This window comes from Actinosynnema sp. CS-041913, assembly GCF_050942485.1.
Classification (GTDB): Bacteria; Actinomycetota; Actinomycetes; order Mycobacteriales; family Pseudonocardiaceae; genus Actinosynnema.
The window spans coordinates 19,910-37,473 of record NZ_CP192037.1 but is presented as its reverse complement, the minus strand read 5'-3'; the positions used below and the strand labels follow the sequence as shown (position 1 = coordinate 37,473).

Sequence of the window (17,564 nt, the reverse complement as noted above, 5' to 3'; positions counted from 1 at the left end):
CGGTCGATACCGCCAGAGAGGAGTTCGGCCCGGCGATGCTGCCGTCCGGGTGACATGTCGGGCCTGATGCCTCCGAAAAACGTGCTCAGCGTGCACAGCGGACGCCTGCGCCGGCCACGGAAGTGACCCACGCCACCGCACGGCCCCCCACCGGACCGACCGCTCACCGACCGAAAACGACCGACCGCCCATCGACCACACGGAGCAGACCGGCGGAAAGGCCGACGGGAAGGCTCGGTGTGCCCCGGCGCGAAGGCTCGGCGCCCCGGCGGAAAGGCTCGGTGTGGCCCGGCGCGAAGGCACGGCGTGCCCGCGGGATCAGCGGGTGTCGTCCGGATCGGTGGCGGGGTCGAGGCCGTCGAGCTGCTTCCGGAGGCGTTCGGCGTCGGTGTCGCGGTCTTGCCGCCGGTACAGCTCCAGCGCCTCCTCCCACGCCGCGCGGGCCTGGTCGTGCTGCCCGAGCGCGGAGTGCGGGTGGCCGAGGTTGTCCAGGGTGGTGGCGACCTCGTAGGTGTCGCCGAGGGCGCGGAACAGGGTGAGCGCCTGCTCGTAGTGGTGGACGGCCTGCTGGTGGCGGCCGGTGCGGTGGTCGATGAAGCCCAGGCTGTCCAGGGTGGCCGCCTCCCCGTCGCGGTCGCCGTGCTGCCGGAACAGGGCGAGGGCGGCCTCGCAGTGCTCCCGGCCGGTGTCGTACTCGCCCATGCGGGCGGCGAGCCAGCCCACCCCGTTGAGCGCGTAGCCCTCCCGCACCGAGTCGCCGAGCACGCGGCAGAGGTCCAGCGCCCGCCGGGCGTGGCCCAGGGCCCTGCGGTCGTCGCCCCACCGGTCCCACGCCGCCGCGAGGGAGTGGTGGAGGAGGGTCTGGTGGGGGATGTCGTCGTGGTGTTCGGCCAGCGCGAGCCCCTGGTGCAGGTGCCGGGTGGCCTCCTCGTGCCGGTCGAGCAGGGCGTGGGCGCGGCCGAGGTGGCGGTGGGTGCGGATGCGGGTGGTGGGGTCGGGCAGGTGTTCGGCGGCTTCGAGCGCGGCCTGCCACACGGTGACCTCGTCGTGGCGGTGGCCCCGGCGCTGGTGGTAGGTGGTCAGGTTCCAGGCGAGGTGCCAGACGGCGTGGTGGCGGTGGTGGGCGGCGGCGGTGTGCTGGGCGGCGAGCAGGTGGGGGTGTTCGGCGTCCAGCCAGGCCATCGCCGCCTGCTGGTCGGGCAGCGGGTGCGGGTGCACGCCGGGCGCGGGTGGCTCCGGCAGGATCACCGCGGCGTGGGGGTCCAGGAGGCGGTGCGCCGTGTGGGCGGTGTGCAGGTAGAAGTCGACCACCCGTTCCAGCGCCGCCCGCCGCACCGGTTCGGGCAGGTGGTCGTGGGCGTGCGTGGTGGCGTAGGCGCGGACCAGGTCGTGCAGGGCGTAGCGACCGCTGGGCGCGCGGTCGAGCAGGGAGGCGTCGACCAGGTCGCGCAGGGCGGTGCGGGTCTCCCGCGCGGACAGGCCGGTGAGGTCGGCGGCGGCGGCCAGGCCGATGTCGGGACCGGGCGCGATGCCCAGCAGCGCGAACACGGTCCGCTGCCGCTCGGTGAGCCGGCACAGGGACCAGGACAGGACGGCGGGCAGGCTCGCGGCGGGGTCGCTGTCGTCCAGCGCGTCCAGGCCGAACTCGTGGAGTTCGGCGACGATCTCGCCCAGCGGCAGCCGGCCCCACGCGCGGGCCGCGATCAGCCCGAGGGCCAGCGGGAACCCGCCGCACAACGCGATCAGCTCGGTCACCGCCGGCTCCTCGGCCGCCACGCGTTTCGCGCCCAGCGACGCCACCAGCAGGGCGCGGGACTCGGCGTCGGTGAGGACGTCCAGCGACAGCGGCCGGGCGCCGTGGCGCGCGACCAGGGCGGGCAGCCGGCTGCGGCTGGTCACCAGCACGGTGCAGGTCGCGCTGCCGGGCAGCAGCGGCGCGACCTGTTCGCCGGTGGCGGCGTTGTCCAGCACGATCAGCATCCGCCGGCCGGCGACCAGGCTCCGGTACAGCGCGGCCCGTGCGTCCGGCTCGGCGGGCAGGCGACCGGGATCGACCCCGAGCGCGTCGAGGAACCCCCGCACCGCCTCGTCCGGCGCCATCGGCCGCCCGGCCGGGCTGAACCCCCGCAGGTCCACGAATAGCTGACCGTCGGGGAACCGCTCGACGTGGCGGTTCGCCCAGGCCAACGCGAGCCACGTCTTCCCGACCCCGCCCGCACCGCCGATCGCCGAGATCACCACCGTCGCCGGCGAGTGCCCGGACACCTCGGCCGGGCCGGCGGTGGTTGCGGTATCGGAGTTTGCAGTATGGGAACTCGCGGCTTCTGCGGACTGGCCGGCGGCGATCGGGGCGGCGGCCAGGGCATCGGTGGTCGAAGCGGCGGCTGCGGCGACCGGGTCGGCGGCAGTCGGGATGACGGTCAGGGTGCGGTCCAGTTCGGCCAGCTCGGTGGCGCGGCCGGTGAACAGCCTGGGCACGGCCGGCAGTTGGCGGGGCACCACCGGCGACCGCGCCGGCGACCGCGGCACCGCCGTGGGATCGGGCAGGCAGGCGTCGGCGGTGAGGATCCGCCGGTGCAGCCGCTGGAGGGGCGGGCCGGGGTCGGCGCCGAGGTCCTCGGCCAGCCGGGCGCGCAGCCGGCGGTAGTGCTCCAAGGCGTCCGCCTGCCGGCCGCTGCGGTACAGCGCCAGCATGAACTGCCCGGCCACCCGCTCGTCCAACGGGTGCGCGGCGGCCAGCGCGGCGAGGTCGGCGGACAGCCCGGTGTGCCGCCCGGTGCGCAGCCGCACGTCGATGTGGTCCAGCTCGGCGGCGAACCGCTGCCGCTCCAGGTCGGCGCGCACGGTGTCGATCCACGGGGTCGACTGGCCGGCGCACACCTCGCCCCGCCACAGCCCCAACGCCTGCGCGAACAGCTCCGGCGCGCGGTCGTCGTCCGCGGCACGGGCCTCCGCGACCAGCCGGCGGAACCGGTGCACGTCCACCGCGTCCTCGTCGACGACCAGCTCGTACCCGCCGGGCCTGCGCAGGATGGCCACCTCGTCGGTCGCGTCCAGGGCCCGGCGCAGGCGGGACAGGTACCCGTAGAGCGTGGCCCGGCCGCCGCGCGGCACCCGTTCTCCCCAGACGCGGTCCAGGAGCTGATCGGCCGGCAGGCTCTGGTTGGCCTCGATCAGCAACACCGCCAGCACGCTCCGCTGCCGGGTGTGCCCCAGGTCGACCGGCCGGCCGGCGATCCACGCCTCGACCGCGCCCAACACGCGGAACTCCACCGCCATCGCGGACATCCCCTTCGGCAGCCGGCGACCCCTGGAGCCGTCCTGACCAGCGGTGTCCCGCCGAGCGCAGGTTTCCCGCAGGTTTTCCCCCGATCCGCGGAGCAGGGTATTGGCTGCGGCGGGACGGCGGGACGGGGGTCTGCTTCCAGCGCCCACCGCCCGAACGTTCGACTCAGGGGGGTGGCGTTCGGGCGGTCCCGCCTCGCCGCGCGCATCGAGACCCGCGCACATCGGAAGCCGCGCAGGTCAGAACCCGCGCAGGCCGGAGCACACGCAGGTCAGAACCCGCGCGGGTCAGAACCCGCGCAGGTCGAAGCACACGCAGGTCAGGGCACGCGCAGGTCAGGGCAGCCGGACCAGGTCGGTGCGACCGCCGAAGTACGCCGCCATGGCGTTGCGGATCCCGATGACCCCGACGGCCCGTCCGGCGTTCTCCCACTCGTCGTAAGGATCGGGCATCGGGATCGGGTGGCCCGTCGGGTCGTGGGGATCGCGGAACCGGCCCTCGATCTCGGCACGCAGGTCGGCGTCGAAGGTCAGCCCGTCCCACACCATCTTCGCGAAGTAGTCCGTCATGCCCTCGCGGAGCGCGACCCCGCCGCGTTGTTCCGGCAGGGCGGAGTGGTACGCCCGGTGCTCGGGGTGTTCGAGGGTGTGCAGGTACTCGTGGATCACGGTGGCGAACATCGTGTAGCGGACGTCCCGGTTGGCCGCCGCGGTCGGGCCACGGTGGCGCTGGAGGACGATCCGCCCGCCCTCTGCCGCCCCGGGCCAGTTGAGGTGGATCCGCACCAGGTCGTCCCACCGGTCCCGCATGACCCGCTCCCTCACCGGCCCGAGCAGCGCCCTCTCCTCGGACCGGCTCTGCACCGCGCCGTGCTCGTGGTCGATCTGGCTGACCAGGTTCCCGGTGGCGAGCAGCTTGTCGACCCGCCACTGGACCGCGCCCGCCGCCGCCGCGGGCGAGGCGGCCAGCGCGTCGTGACCGGCCTCGTACCGGTCCAGGATGTTGACGCCGAACGCCAGCGCCGGACCGGTCGCGTAGCGGCCGAAGACGGCGTCCGTCGCTCTCTTGGCACTGGCCGCCACGTGGTCGATCTCGTCCCCGCCCATCAGGTTGGCGGGCTCGCGCGGCGGCAGGGGCTCGACGACGTCCCGGTGCGCCCAGGTGATCTCCGCGTCGAGCGCGTCGTGGACGCGTTCCTCGTACGGGGGCACGTCCTGGGCGATCGTCCGGCGGAACACGGGCGGCTCCCCTCCCGCGGTTCGCGGCTCGGTGGTCAACGCGGCGCGCAACGCCTCCCGGTCATCGGGACCGAGGACGCGGGTGCCCTCGTACAGCGACCGATCCGGGTCCGTCGCGATGTCCCGTTCCGGGGCGTGGCCGGCGAAGTCTTCGTCGAGCGCCTCGATCGTCGCCCCGTCGACCTCGCCGGTGACCGTGAGGCTCGCGGCGTCCTGGAACGAGGCCACGGCCTCCACCGTGTCCGGCAGGTACCGGCCCACGACATCCACGCCGTACCCGAGGTCGGCCAGGGCCTGCTGGACGATCGTGACGTGCAGGCCGGCCTCGCCCGCGCGGAGTCGGTATTCGTTGTCGTAGACGGCTTCCAGCACCACGTTGCCCTTGAACCGGCTGCCGTCGAGGTCGTGGCCGTCGCCGATGGTCCGTTGCAGCGGGATGCGGTCCGCCGTGGTGGCCGCACCGCGCCGCCCGGCACGGACCCGGCCGGCCGAGGACACCTCGTCGCCCATCCCGGCACGCCGGCCGGGCAGCGCCCCGGTGGTGACCGGTCCGCCGGCCATCATCCGCGCCACGGCGCCGTTGCCGACCGTGCGTTGCAACGCCAGCAGCGAGGCCGGCGTCACACCGGCCGGGTCCAGCCGGTCCGCCACCGCCACCCCGCGCACACGCCGGGGAACGGCCGCCGGTGGCCGCTCCCGCTCCGGCCTGTTCTGGATGTGCATGGCGTCTCCGTCCACGCGAGGTGCAGAAGAGCACTCCATGCTTTTCCGCACCGGTCACCGCGGAACAGGTCTTCAGGGGCACTCCTCGGGCAACGCCGATGCCCCACGAGGCAGTGCCGGACGCGTTCAGCGCAGGCGGCCCTGCCCCACACCGCCCCCGAGTGGCGTAACGGATATCACACACCGCAACCACATGGCCGACGAAGACCGAGACGACACCCGACCCGGCGCTCACCGAATGGAGGTATCGACGAAGCCGATCCGCTAGTCCGAACGAGTGGTATGGGCCACTGACCCGACAAGACCCGGAACAGCACTGAGGCCCCGCGGCTGCGGGGCCTCAGTGACTACTGCTCGGCTGCGATCCTCGAACCGCCGGTTCGAGCGGGCTGAGAGAACCATCAGCCCTGAAGTGGGCGAGGGGGGAGTTGAACCCCCACGTCCTTTCGGACACACGGACCTGAACCGTGCGCGTCTGCCATTCCGCCACTCGCCCGGAGCGACGGGAGGAACACTAGCACGGCGCTCGTCCGGGTTACCAATTGCCCCGTGTACCGGCACGTCACCCCGGATACGATCGGGGTCAGAAGTCGACCGAGTCGGAGGGTTGCCGTGGGCCTCGTACAGCGCTTCGAGCGCCGTCTCGAAGGCATCGTCGGCAACACGTTCGCGCGGGTGTTCGGCGGCAACGTGGTCCCGCAGGAAGTGGCGCAGGCCCTTGCCCGGGAAGCCGAGGTCAACATCCGCGAACTCGCGGGTGGCAGGCTGCTGGCGCCGAACCACTTCACGGTCCTGCTAGGTCCCCAGGACCACGATCGGCTTGCCGGTGACGGTCAGGATGAACTACGCATCACCCAGCTTCTCGGTGACTCCATCCGGGAGCACCTCGAAGAGAGCGGATGGGATACCTATGGTGACGTCGTAGTCTCCCTGGAGCGCTCCGACGCGCTGCACACGGGACAGTTCCGAACCAGCTCGTCCGTCGACCCCGACGTGAAAGTTGCCAGCCGACGGTCAGCACCACCTCGCACTGCAGGAGACGGATCCATGAGCCAGCCTCCCGGCTACGGACAAGGACAGGGCCAGCCCGGCTACGACCCCTATGCGCAGGGCGGCTACGGCCAGCAGCAGGGCTACGACCAGGGCTATGGCCAACAACAGCAGCAGCAGGGCTACGACCAGAACTACGGCCAGCAGCCCGGCTACGACCAGGGCTACGGGCAGCAACAGCAGCAGGGCTACGAGCAGGGCTACGGCCAGCAGGGTTACGACCAGGGCTACGGCCAGCAGCCCGGCTACGGCCAGCCCGGCTACGACCAGGGCTACGGCCAGCAACAGCAGCAGGGCTACGACCAGGGTTACGGCCAGCAGGGCTATGACCAGGGCTACGGCCAGCAGCCCGGCTACGGCCAGCAGCCCGGCTACGACCAGGGCTACGGCCAGGCCGGCTACCAGGACCCGTCGCAGGGCTACGCCCCGCCGGCGGTCCAGTCGGGCCCGCGCACGCTGAACGCGACGCTGCACCTGGACGACGGCTCGAACCGCACCTACAACCTCAAGCAGGGCGGCAACGTGGTCGGTCGCGGCCAGGAGGCCGACTTCCGGCTGCCCGACACCGGCGTGTCCAGGAGGCACCTGGAGATCACGTGGGACGGGCACAGTGCCATGCTCGCTGATCTCGGTTCGACAAACGGGACCACGGTGAACGGCACTCCGGTGCAGACTTGGCAGCTCGCGGAAGGCGACGTCGTCCGCATCGGCCACTCTTCACTGGTTTTCCGCACCCAGGGCTAGCGGTCGAGACGGGCGAAGGCGTGACGGCACTCAAGGCAGGAGCGGTTACAACCGGTGCCAGAGCTGGTGATGCAGCTAACCAGAGCGGGTTTCCTCGTCCTGCTCTGGTTGTTCGTGTTGGCTGCGCTGAGGGTGGTCCGGTCCGACCTGTACGCGGCGTCGGGACTGCGCGTTCCGACGCCGGGCCTGCGTAGAGGCGCCAAGAAGGCCGCGAAGGGCAACAAGGCGCCCCGGCAGCTCGTCGTCACGCACGGCGCGCTGGCGGGCACCCGCATCTCCCTGGACGGCAGGCCGATCCTGATCGGCCGCGCGGACGACTCGACGCTCGTGCTGGACGACGATTTCGCGTCGACCAGGCACGCGCGCCTCTCCATGCGCGGAACCGACTGGTACGTGGAGGACCTGGGCTCCACGAACGGCACCTATCTCGACCGGGCGAAGGTCACGGCCCCACTCCGGGTCTCGCTCGGCTCCCCGATCCGAATCGGCAAAACGGTGATCGAGCTGCGCTCATGACCCTCGTTCTTCGATACGCGGCCCGCAGCGACCGGGGCCTGGTGCGTTCCAACAACCAGGACTCCGTCTACGCGGGCCCACGCCTGCTCGCGCTCGCCGACGGCATGGGCGGCCACGCCGCGGGCGAGGTGGCCAGCAAGGTGGTCATCGCCGCCCTGGCCCCGCTCGACGACGACGAGCCGGGCGACGACCTGCTCGGCCAGCTCCGCGAGGCGGTGATCGCGGGCAACGGCGCGATCTCCGAGCTGGTGCAGTCCGACCCCGACCTGGACGGCATGGGCACGACGCTCACCGCCGTGCTGTTCGCGGGCACCCGGCTGGGCATGGTGCACATCGGCGACTCGCGGGCGTACATGGCCCGCAACGGCTCCTTCACGCAGATCACGCACGACGACACGTTCGTGCAGTCGCTGATCGACGAGGGCCGGATCACCGAGGAGGAGGCGGCGACGCACCCGCAGCGCTCGCTGCTGCTCCGCGCGCTGACCGGCCACGAGGTGGAGCCGCGGCTGATGGTGCGGGAGGCCCGGCCGGGCGACCGCTACCTGCTGTGCTCGGACGGCCTGTCCGGCGTGGTCAGCCAGGAGACGCTGGAGGAGGCCATCCGCATCCCGGACCCGCAGGCGTGCGCGGACCGGATGATCGAGCTGGCGCTCAAGGGCGGCGGGCCGGACAACGTGACGGTCGTGGTCGCCGACGTGGTCGACGTGGACTTCGGGGAGGACGCCCCGATAGTGGGCGGCGCGGCCGGTGACGGCAGCGAGGACCCGCCTCCCCCCGACTCGCCCGCCTCGCGGGCGAGTTCGATAACGGGGCCCCGGCCGATCCCGCAGCGGGCCGAGCCGCCGCAGCCGCCGGTGGACCCGCGCCGGGCGCGCGGCAACCGGCTCAAGGCGCTCGGGCTGGTGGTGTTCCTGCTCCTGCTGCTGGTGGCGGCCGGTCTGGGCACCCGCTGGTACGTGCTGCGCCAGTACTACGTGGGCGCGGCGCCGGACGGCCAGGTGTCGGTGTTCCGCGGTGTCACCGGCAGCGTCTTCGGGTTCGACCTGCACACGTTGGTGGAGGGCTCCTGCCCGCCCGGCGCGCAGGCGTGCGAGCCGATCACCGTGGATGATCTGAAGGTGGCCACCAGGGACGTGGTGCGCAACGGCATCACCGACGTGGACGGCCTGGAGGGAGCGCGGGAGGCCATCCGCCGGCTGCGCACCGAGCAGACGCTGCCGTTCTGCCCGAAGGAGCAGACGACCAGCCCGGCCCCGACGACGACCACCACCGTGGACCCGGCGGCAACCTCCGCGGTGCCGACGACGTCCACCACGCTGGAGGGCACACCGGTGCCCTCGCCCGTGCAGAAGCCGGGCACGGATTGCCGGAAGGGTCAGTAGACACATGGGTTCGCCGGTCCCCGGCGCGGAGGGCGCGCCGCCCGCGGCGGCGGGCAACGCGCCGCGCGCGGCGGCAAGCAGCACGTCGCCGGGGTTGAAGCCGCCCACCAGGCGCGGCAGCGAACTCTCCCTGCTCGCGTTCGCCGCCCTGCTGGTGACGATCGCGCTGATCCTGGTGGAGGCCAACCAGGAGCAGGAACTGACCATGCGCATCGTGTGGCTGGGCTTGGCGTACCTGGGGCTGCTGTCCGTGGCGCACCTCGCGGTGCGCAGGTGGGCCCCGTACGCGGACCCGGTGATCCTGCCGTGCGTGGCGCTGCTGAACGGCCTCGGGCTGGTGATGATCCACCGGATCGACCTGGCGATGGCGGACGTGAAGCTGCCGAACAACGCCGTGTGGTCGCCCGCCGCGCCCAAGCAGGTGCTGTGGACGGCGATCGCGCTGGTGCTGTTCTGCACCGCGCTGAAGGTGCTGTCCGACCACCGGACGCTGGCCCGCTACGGCTACACGTTCGGCTTCCTGGGCCTGGTGGCGCTGGTGCTGCCGGGTGTGCTGCCGAGCTTCATCGCGCCGGAGATCAACGGCGCGAAGATCTGGCTGAGCTTCGGCGCGTTCTCCATCCAGCCGGGCGAGTTCGCGAAGATCCTGCTGATGGTGTTCTTCGCGGCGTTCCTGGTGTCCAAGCGCGAGCTGTTCACCACGGCCGGCCGGCGCGTGCTGGGCCTGGACCTGCCGCGCGCCCGCGACCTGGGCCCGCTGGTCGCCGCGTGGGCGGTCGGCGTGAGCATCATGGTCCTCCAGAAGGACCTGGGCTCGTCGCTGCTCTTCTTCGGCATCGTGCTCGTACTCCTCTACGTGGCGACCGAACGCGCGGCGTGGGTGGTGCTCGGCGTGCTGATGTTCTGCGTCGGCGCGGTGGTGGCGTGGAAGCTGTTCGGCCACGTGCAGATCCGCGTGCAGAACTGGCTGGACCCGTTCGCCGACGCGACCAACAAGGGCTACCAGATCGTCCAGTCGCTGTTCGGCCTCGGCACCGGAGGCCTGTTCGGCGCGGGGCTGGGCGGCGGGCGGCCGGACCAGATCCCGGAGGCCAACACCGACTTCATCACCGCCGTGATCGGCGAGGAGCTGGGCTTCGTCGGCCTGGGCGCGGTGCTGCTGATCTACACCGTGTTCGCGATGCGCGGCCTGCGGGGCGCGCTCGCGGTGCGCGACACGTTCGGCAAGCTGCTCGGCGGCGGTCTGGCGTTCGCGGTGGCGTTCCAGATCTTCATCGTCGTCGGCGGTGTCACCAAGCTGATCCCGATGACCGGCATCACCGCCCCGTTCCTGTCCTACGGCGGTTCGTCGCTGCTGGCGAACTACATCCTCGTGGCGCTGCTGCTGCGCATCTCGGACGCGGCGCGCGGGCCGAAGACGACGCCCAAGCCGCGCCCGCAGCAGCCCGCGATCGCCGACCAGTTCACAGTCATGGTGGAGCGTCCCAAATGAACACACCGCTCCGCCGCGTCGGCCTGGCCATGATGGCGATGATGCTGCTGCTCCTCGGCAACGCCACCTACGTGCAGGTCATCAAGGCCGACGACTACCGCAAGGACCCGCTGAACCGGCGGGTCGTGCTGGACCAGTACTCGCGCGAGCGCGGCCAGATCATCGCCGCCGGCGGCGAGCCGCTGGCGACCGTGGAGAAGACCACGGACCGGTTGCGCTACCTGCGCAAGTACGCGGGCCCGGCGTTCGCCCCGGTGACCGGCTACTTCTCCACCGTGTACGGCGCGAGCGGGCTGGAGCGGACCGAGGACGACCTGCTCAACGGCTCGGACGACCGGCTGTTCGCGCGCCGGGTGTCGGCCCTGATCACCGGCCGCGACCCGAAGGGCGGCAGCCTCCAGCTCACCATCGACGCGGCGCTCCAGGAGGTCGCGTACGAGAAGCTCCAGGGCGTCAACGGCTCGGTGGTGGCGATCCGGCCGCAGACCGGCGAGATCCTGGCCATGGTGGGCACGCCGTCCTACGACCCGAACCGGCTGGCCAGCCACGACGTGGAGGAGCAGCAGGCGGCGTGGAAGGAGTTGAACGTGCCGGGCGGCGACCTGCCGATGCTCAACCGCCCGGTGGCCGGGCTGTACGCGCCCGGTTCGACGTTCAAGCTGATCGTGGCCGCCGCCGCGCTGGCCGACGGCCGGACCAAGGAGAGCAAGGTCGACGGCCGGCCGGTGATCACGCTGCCGGGCACCGTGACCCCGCTGCCCAACTTCAACGACTCCAACTGCGGCGACGGCGTGACCGCCACCCTCCAGGAGGCGCTGGCGAAGTCGTGCAACACCGCGTTCGCGGTGCTGGCCAACGAACTGGGCAAGGACAAGCTGCGCAAGGCGGCGGCGAAGTTCGGTTTCGACGACGACGACCTGAGGATCCCGCTCGCGGTCGAGACGTCCACGCTGGGCCCGATGCCGGACGAGCCGTCGGTGTTCCAGACCGGCATCGGCCAGCGGGACGTGTTGGTGACGCCGCTGGAGAACGCGGTCGTGGCCGCGACCATCGCCAACGGCGGCGTGCGGATGCGCCCGCACCTGGTGCAGAAGATCCTCGCGCCCGACCTCCAGGTGATCAGCGAGGACAAGGGCGACGAGGTCGCGGACGCGATGGAGGCCGACGAGGCCCGCGCGCTGCGCGACATGATGATCGAGTCGGAGAAGAACACCTTCAAGGGCGGCCAGCTCTCCGGCGTCACCATCGCGTCGAAGACCGGCACCGCCGAGCACGGCGAGGACGTCAAGAGCACCAAGCCGCACGCCTGGTACGTGGCGTTCGCGCCGGCCGAGAAGCCCGAGATCGCGATCGCGGTGATCGTGGAGAACGGTGGTGACGCGGGCCTGGCCGCGACCGGCGGCCGGGTCGCCGCGCCGATCGGGCGCGCGGTCATCGGCGCCTACCTCGGGAGCCGCTGATGCTGACCTCCGGCCAGTTGCTCGCCGAGCGGTACCGCCTGAGCAGGCGGATCGCGGTGGGCGGCATGGGCGAGGTCTGGGAGGCGGCCGACACCCGGCTGGACCGCAAGGTCGCGGTGAAGGTGCTCAAGGCGGAGCTGTCCGGCGACTCGGAGTTCCTCAACCGGTTCCGCATCGAGGCGCGGACGACGGCGTCGCTGAACCACCCCGGCATCGCGGCGGTGCACGACTACGGCGAGACGGCGTCCGTGCCGGACGGGCCGGAGGACACCGCGTACCTGGTGATGGAGCTGGTGGAGGGCGAGCCGCTGGCGGCGATCATCGCGCGCGGCAGGCTGGGCGCGGACCGCACGCTGGACCTGCTGGAGCAGGCGGGCAACGCGTTGCAGGCCGCGCACGAGCGCGGGCTGGTGCACCGGGACGTGAAGCCGGGCAACATCCTGGTCACCCCGACCGGCCAGGTGAAGATCACCGACTTCGGCATCGCGAAGGCGGCGGACGCGGCACCGGTGACGCACACCGGCATGGTGATGGGCACCGCCCACTACATCGCGCCCGAGCAGGCCCTGGGTCACGCCGCCGAACCCGCGAGCGACGTGTACGCGCTGGCCGTGTGCGGCTACGAGTGCCTCACCGGGCACCGGCCGTTCCTGTCGGAGAACGCGGTGACCGTGGCCATGATGCACATCCGGGACATCGCCCCGCCGCTGCCGCCGGACGTGCCGCCGGGCCCGCGCGCGCTGATCGAGGCGACCCTGGTCAAGGACCCGCGCCAGCGCTACCGCAACGGCGGCGAGTTCGCGGCGGCGGTGGGCGCGGTGCGCTCCGGGCAGCCGCTGCCCACGCCGACCGGACTGGCCATGGCGGTCGGGCCGGCGCCCCTCGCCCCTATGGCGCAGCTCACCCCTCCCGGCGTCCCGGTGACCCACCCGGGCTCCCGACCGGGCCTCCAGCCGGCGCCGCCGCAGGTGAACACTCCGCGCACGGGCGCTTTCGGACCGTTGCCGCCGCCGCCACGGCCACCGGGGCGCAACCGGGCCGTGCTGTGGGTTATGGTCGCTGTGCTGGTGGCTGTGCTGTTGGTTCTCGGCGTGGTCATTCTGCGCGGGATGGGCAAGGACGAAGAGGTACCCGGTGGGACTAGCCAGCGAGGCACCACAAGCGCCCGCCCTTCCCCACTGGACGACTCGACCGATCGGATCCCCGGCACACCGACGGTCACGATCACGAAGTCGGACTTCGTCGACCGCCCGGCCGACGAGGTCTCGAAGAAGCTGTCCGGGTACGGCCTGGAGGCCGAGGTGCACACCGACCAGGGTGGCGCGCCGCGGGACCAGAAGCGGTGCCTGGTGTCGGATCTGAGCCCGAGCGGCGAGGTTGCGATCGGCTCACGGGTGACGGTGACGTGTGTACCGACGTGACGACCGAACGGTACGAAGGCGGACGCAAGCGATGGCAGGACCGTTGACGAGGAGCGGGACGAAGCACTGATGAGCACTCCGCGACTGCTCTCCAACCGCTACGAACTGGGTGAGACCCTCGGCTACGGCGGTATGTCGGAGGTCCACAAGGGCCGCGACGTGCGGCTCGGCCGGGACGTGGCGATCAAGGTGCTCCGCGCCGACCTCGCCCGCGACACCCAGTTCCAGGAGCGGTTCCGGCGGGAGGCCCAGAACTCCGCGGCGCTGAACCACCCCGCCATCGTCGCCGTCTACGACACCGGTGAGACGAACACCGAGTACGGCCCGCTGCCTTACATCGTCATGGAATACGTCGACGGTCGGACGCTGCGCGACATCGTGAAGACGCAGGGACCGCTGACCGGCAAGCGCGCGATGGAGATCATGGCCGACGTGTCGGCCGCGCTGGACTTCAGCCACCGGCACGGGATCGTGCACCGGGACGTGAAGCCCGCGAACGTGATGATCACCCGGTCGGGCGCGGTCAAGGTGATGGACTTCGGCATCGCGCGGGCCGTGCACGACGGCCAGGCGGCGGTGACCCAGACGGCGGCCGTGATCGGCACCGCCCAGTACCTGTCGCCGGAGCAGGCGCGCGGCGAGGCCGTCGACGCCCGGTCGGACGTGTACGCGTCGGGCTGCGTGCTGTTCGAGCTGCTGACCGGCGAGCCGCCGTTCACCGGCGACTCGCCCGTGGCGGTGGCCTACCAGCACGTGCGGGAGGACCCGAAGCCGCCGTCGTCGCTGAACCCGAAGGTGACGCCCGCGCTGGACGCGATCGTGCTGAAGGCGATGGCGAAGGGCCCGGCGAACCGCTACCAGTCGGCCGCCGAGATGCGCGCGGACCTGGTGCGCGTGCTGTCCGGCCAACGCCCGTCCGCGCCCGCCGTGATGACGCCCGAGGATCGCACGGCGGTGCTCAACCAGTCGCCGCGCACCGAGGTGGCCGCCGGCGGCAGACACCGCCCGGCCGCGTCCCGCGAGGAGCCGGACGACTACGACCCGGTGGCGGAGGAAGAGGCGGAGCGGCGGGCCCGGCGCAAGAAGACGATCATGATCACGCTGGTCGTCCTGCTGTGCGTCGCGGTCCTCGCCCTCGCCGCGTGGATTACCACGTCGCTGCTGGGCGACAAGGGCAACAGCGCCGACTCGAACAAGGTGAAGGTCCCGGACCTGAAGGGGCAGACGGCGACGGCGGCCCAGGACGAGCTGCAGAAGCTCGGCCTCCAGTACATCCTGTCGCCGCAGCCGTGCCAGCCGGGCGCGCCGATCGAGTGCACCACCGACGACATCAACAAGGTCCTGGAGACCGACCCGCCGACGGGCCGCGAGGTCGACAAGTACAACACCAAGGTCACGCTCGTCGTGGGCGCGGCGGCCGAGCAGGTCGAGGTGCCCGACGTGAAGGGCCTGTCGCCGGTCGACGCGCAGAAGAAGCTCGAAACCGACAAGTGGGTGTTCAAGCAGTCCACCGAGCAGGTCGAGGTGGAGGACCCCAGGCTGGTCGGCAAGGTCGCCGACCAGAACCCCGGCTCCGGCACGAAGGCGGCCCGCGGCAGCACCATCACCGTGTTCATCGGCAAGGGCCCGGACACCGTGCAGCTTCCCGACGTGACTGGCCAGACCCAGCAGCGGGCGCGGGAGACGCTGGAGGGCAACGGCTTCAAGGTGCAGATCAAGGACGTGGACAGCCCGAAGGACCAGGGCGAGGTGGTCGCGCAGAACCCGGGCCCCGGCCGTGCCGAGAAGGGCAGCTTCGTCACGCTGAGCGTGTCGAAGGGCAACCAGTTCCTGATGCCCGACCTGACCGGGATGACCGAGAGCCAGGCGCGGGCGAAGCTGAACTCGCTCGGGTGGACCGGTGATCTGAACGTGGCGTCCAAGACGCCGACCAACGACCTGGCGCAGGACAAGAAGATCGCGGACACGGAGATCAAGCCGGACGCGGCGGTCGCGAAGAACGCGCGGATCACGGTGATCGTGTTCGAGTTCAGGATCGGGTCGACCGGGCCGACCAGGTAGCGGTGACGACGAAGGCCCCCGACTCCGCGCCGGAGTCGGGGGCCTTCGTCATGGTCTGGCCTCGTTCAGCCGGCCCGGTCGCGGTCGGCCCGGTCGCGGTCGGATCAGACCTGGCCGGCCGCCGCCGCGAGCTGGCGCATGCCGTTCTCAAGCTGCGCCACGGTGCTCTCGGGCACCTCGAAGCCGCACACCCGGAGCCAGTTGGCGAGCATCCGGTGCCCGCCCTCGGTGAGCACGGACTCCGGGTGGAACTGCACGCCCTCGACCGGCAGCTCCCGGTGCCGCATCGCCATCACCACACCGCTCTCGGTGCGGCCGGTGACCTCGAACTCGGCGGGGATGGTGTCCGGCAGCACGGTCAGCGAGTGGTACCGGGTGGCCGTGAACGGGCTGGGCACGCCGGCCAGCACGCCGGCCCCGCTGTGGTGCACGACGCTGGTCTTGCCGTGCAGCAGCTCCGGCGCGAGGTCGACGGTGCCGCCCCACACCGCGCCGATCGCCTGGTGGCCGAGGCACACCCCGAACACCGGGACGCCGCTGTCCGCGCACCGGCGGATCACGTCCATGCTTCGGCCCGCCTTGTCGGGCGTGCTGGGGCCGGGGCTGACCAGCACACCGCCGACCCCGGTGATCTCATCCAGGTCGACGGCGTCGTTGCGCCGCACCACGCACTCGACCCCGAGCTGGGCCAGGTACTGGACGAGGTTGTAGACGAAGCTGTCGTAGTTGTCGACCACGAGCACGCGCATGGCCGCCAGCGTAGCCGTGACCAACCTCTCGTCAGAAGTGAGCTTAGGCTCTCCTAACCTATAGGTATGACACGTCCACTGCGCGTCGCCGTCGTCGGCGCGGGCCCCGCGGGCATCTACGCCGCCGACACCCTGACCAAGTCGGACGCGGACGTCAGCATCGACCTGTTCGAGCGGATGCCCGCCCCGTACGGCCTGATCAGGTACGGCGTCGCGCCGGACCACCCGCGCATCAAGGGCATCGTGACCGCCCTCCAGCGCGTGCTGGACCGGCCGGAGATCCGGTTCTTCGGCAACGTCGAGTACGGCGTGGACCTGAAGCTGGACGACCTGCGCCAGTTCTACGACGCCGTCATCTTCTCCACCGGGGCGGAGAGGGACCGGCCGCTGGACATCCCCGGCATCGACCTGGCCGGCTCCTACGGCGCGGCCGACTTCGTGTCCTGGTACGACGGCCACCCCGACGTGCCGCGCGACTGGCCGCTGGACGCCTCGCAGGTCGCCGTGCTCGGCGTCGGCAACGTGGCGCTGGACGTCGCCCGCATCCTCGCCAAGACCGCCGACGAGCTGCTCAACACCGAGATCCCGGACAACGTCCACCGGGGCCTGGCGGCCAGCCCGGTCACCGACGTGCACGTGTTCGGCAGGCGTGGTCCGGCCCAGGCCAAGTTCACGCCGCTGGAGCTGCGCGAACTCGACCACTCGCCGAACGTCGAGGTGGTCGTGCACCCGGAGGGCATCGACTTCTGCGCGGCCAGCATGGCGTCGATCCGGTCCAACAAGCAGGTCGAGATGGTCGTGAAGACGCTCCAGGAGTGGGCGATCCGCGACGTCGGCGACCGCCCGCGCAAGCTGCACCTGCACTTCCTGGAAGCGCCGGTCGAGGTGCTCGGCGCCGACGGCAGGGTCGCCGGCCTGCGCACCGAGCGGATGAAGCTGGTCGGCGACGGCAGCGTGGCGGGCACCGGCGAGTTCACCGACTGGCCCGTCCAGGCCGTGTACCGGGCGGTCGGCTACCTGTCCACGCACCTGCCCGACCTGCCGTTCGACCACACCTCGGGCACCGTGCCGCACCAGGCGGGCCGCGTGCTCGACCTGGACGACCAGGCCATCACCGGCGTCTACGTCACCGGCTGGATCAAGCGCGGCCCCATCGGGCTCATCGGCCACACCAAGGGCGACGCGCTGGAGACCGTGACCAGCCTGCTCGCGGACGCCCCGGCGCTGCCCGGTGCCCCGGTCGCCGACCCGGACGCCGTGGTGCGGTTCTTGGAGCAGCGCGCCGTGCCGTTCACCACGGTCGACGGCTGGCGCAGGCTCGACGCCCACGAGATCGCGCTGGGTGAGGAGCGGGGCCGTGCGCGGATCAAGGTCGTGGACCGGGAGACGATGACGGCGGTCTCCCTGCCCTGAGCGCCTGCCGGACGGCTCGCCCGGTC

At 71.9% G+C, this 17,564-nt stretch carries 11 protein-coding genes and 1 tRNA gene; 8 read left to right on the top strand and 4 right to left on the bottom strand.

All coding sequences use genetic code 11. The annotated features are described in order from the left end of the window. Nucleotides 1–318: 318 nt before the first annotated feature. The 3 genes from ACQPZF_RS00160 to ACQPZF_RS00150 form a co-directional block, all read right to left on the bottom strand. Entirely contained in the window at nt 319–3,279 is a 2,961-nt protein-coding gene (locus ACQPZF_RS00160; RefSeq protein ID WP_433266959.1) for an AfsR/SARP family transcriptional regulator, read from the bottom strand. 342 nt (nt 3,280–3,621) lie between these two features. Then, a complete protein-coding gene (locus ACQPZF_RS00155; RefSeq protein WP_433266957.1) occupies nt 3,622–5,247 on the bottom strand; it encodes a peptidoglycan-binding domain-containing protein in 1,626 nt (541 codons plus the stop codon). Between the two features lie 413 nt (nt 5,248–5,660). After that, nucleotides 5,661–5,743, bottom strand: a tRNA-Leu gene (locus tag ACQPZF_RS00150). 116 nt (nt 5,744–5,859) lie between these two features. Between ACQPZF_RS00150 and ACQPZF_RS00145 the strand changes: the two genes are divergently transcribed. The 7 genes from ACQPZF_RS00145 to pknB all read left to right on the top strand — a co-directional run bounded on the left by ACQPZF_RS00145 (nt 5,860) and on the right by pknB (nt 15,376). Next, nucleotides 5,860–7,041 carry a DUF3662 and FHA domain-containing protein gene (locus tag ACQPZF_RS00145; RefSeq protein WP_433266955.1) on the top strand — a complete coding sequence of 394 codons (1,182 nt, stop codon included), beginning with the start codon at nt 5,860–5,862 and terminating at the stop codon, nt 7,039–7,041. A 54-nt stretch (nt 7,042–7,095) separates the two neighbouring features. Further along, nucleotides 7,096–7,557, top strand: coding sequence for an FHA domain-containing protein FhaB/FipA (locus tag ACQPZF_RS00140; RefSeq protein WP_433266952.1), 462 nt, complete (start codon nt 7,096–7,098; stop codon nt 7,555–7,557). Further along, complete coding sequence (locus ACQPZF_RS00135; protein ID WP_433266950.1) at nt 7,554–8,942, top strand: PP2C family protein-serine/threonine phosphatase; 1,389 nt, start codon at nt 7,554–7,556, stop codon at nt 8,940–8,942. The genes ACQPZF_RS00140 and ACQPZF_RS00135 overlap by 4 nt, the downstream gene beginning before the upstream one ends. A gap of 4 nt (nt 8,943–8,946) precedes the next feature. Beyond that, nucleotides 8,947–10,434: an FtsW/RodA/SpoVE family cell cycle protein gene (locus ACQPZF_RS00130; protein WP_433266948.1), complete on the top strand. Its 1,488-nt coding sequence runs from the start codon at nt 8,947–8,949 to the stop codon at nt 10,432–10,434. After that, nucleotides 10,431–11,894 carry a peptidoglycan D,D-transpeptidase FtsI family protein gene (locus ACQPZF_RS00125; RefSeq protein WP_433266946.1) on the top strand — a complete coding sequence of 488 codons (1,464 nt, stop codon included), beginning with the start codon at nt 10,431–10,433 and terminating at the stop codon, nt 11,892–11,894. The genes ACQPZF_RS00130 and ACQPZF_RS00125 overlap by 4 nt, the downstream gene beginning before the upstream one ends. Beyond that, nucleotides 11,894–13,315, top strand: a complete 1,422-nt coding sequence (locus ACQPZF_RS00120; protein WP_433266944.1) for a serine/threonine-protein kinase — start codon at nt 11,894–11,896, stop codon at nt 13,313–13,315. The genes ACQPZF_RS00125 and ACQPZF_RS00120 overlap by 1 nt, the downstream gene beginning before the upstream one ends. A gap of 69 nt (nt 13,316–13,384) precedes the next feature. Continuing rightward, on the top strand, nt 13,385–15,376 hold the full coding sequence (gene pknB, locus ACQPZF_RS00115; RefSeq protein WP_433266942.1) for a Stk1 family PASTA domain-containing Ser/Thr kinase: 1,992 nt from the start codon (nt 13,385–13,387) through the stop codon (nt 15,374–15,376). 104 nt (nt 15,377–15,480) lie between these two features. Here the strand turns inward: pknB and ACQPZF_RS00110 are convergent, their stop codons facing one another. Beyond that, on the bottom strand, nt 15,481–16,125 hold the full coding sequence (locus ACQPZF_RS00110) for an aminodeoxychorismate/anthranilate synthase component II (protein WP_433266941.1): 645 nt from the start codon (nt 16,123–16,125) through the stop codon (nt 15,481–15,483). A 66-nt stretch (nt 16,126–16,191) separates the two neighbouring features. On the opposite strand from ACQPZF_RS00110, the gene ACQPZF_RS00105 reads away from it, so the two are divergent. Beyond that, complete coding sequence (locus tag ACQPZF_RS00105) at nt 16,192–17,538, top strand: FAD-dependent oxidoreductase (protein WP_433266939.1); 1,347 nt, start codon at nt 16,192–16,194, stop codon at nt 17,536–17,538. The last annotated feature ends 26 nt before the right edge of the window (nt 17,539–17,564 follow it).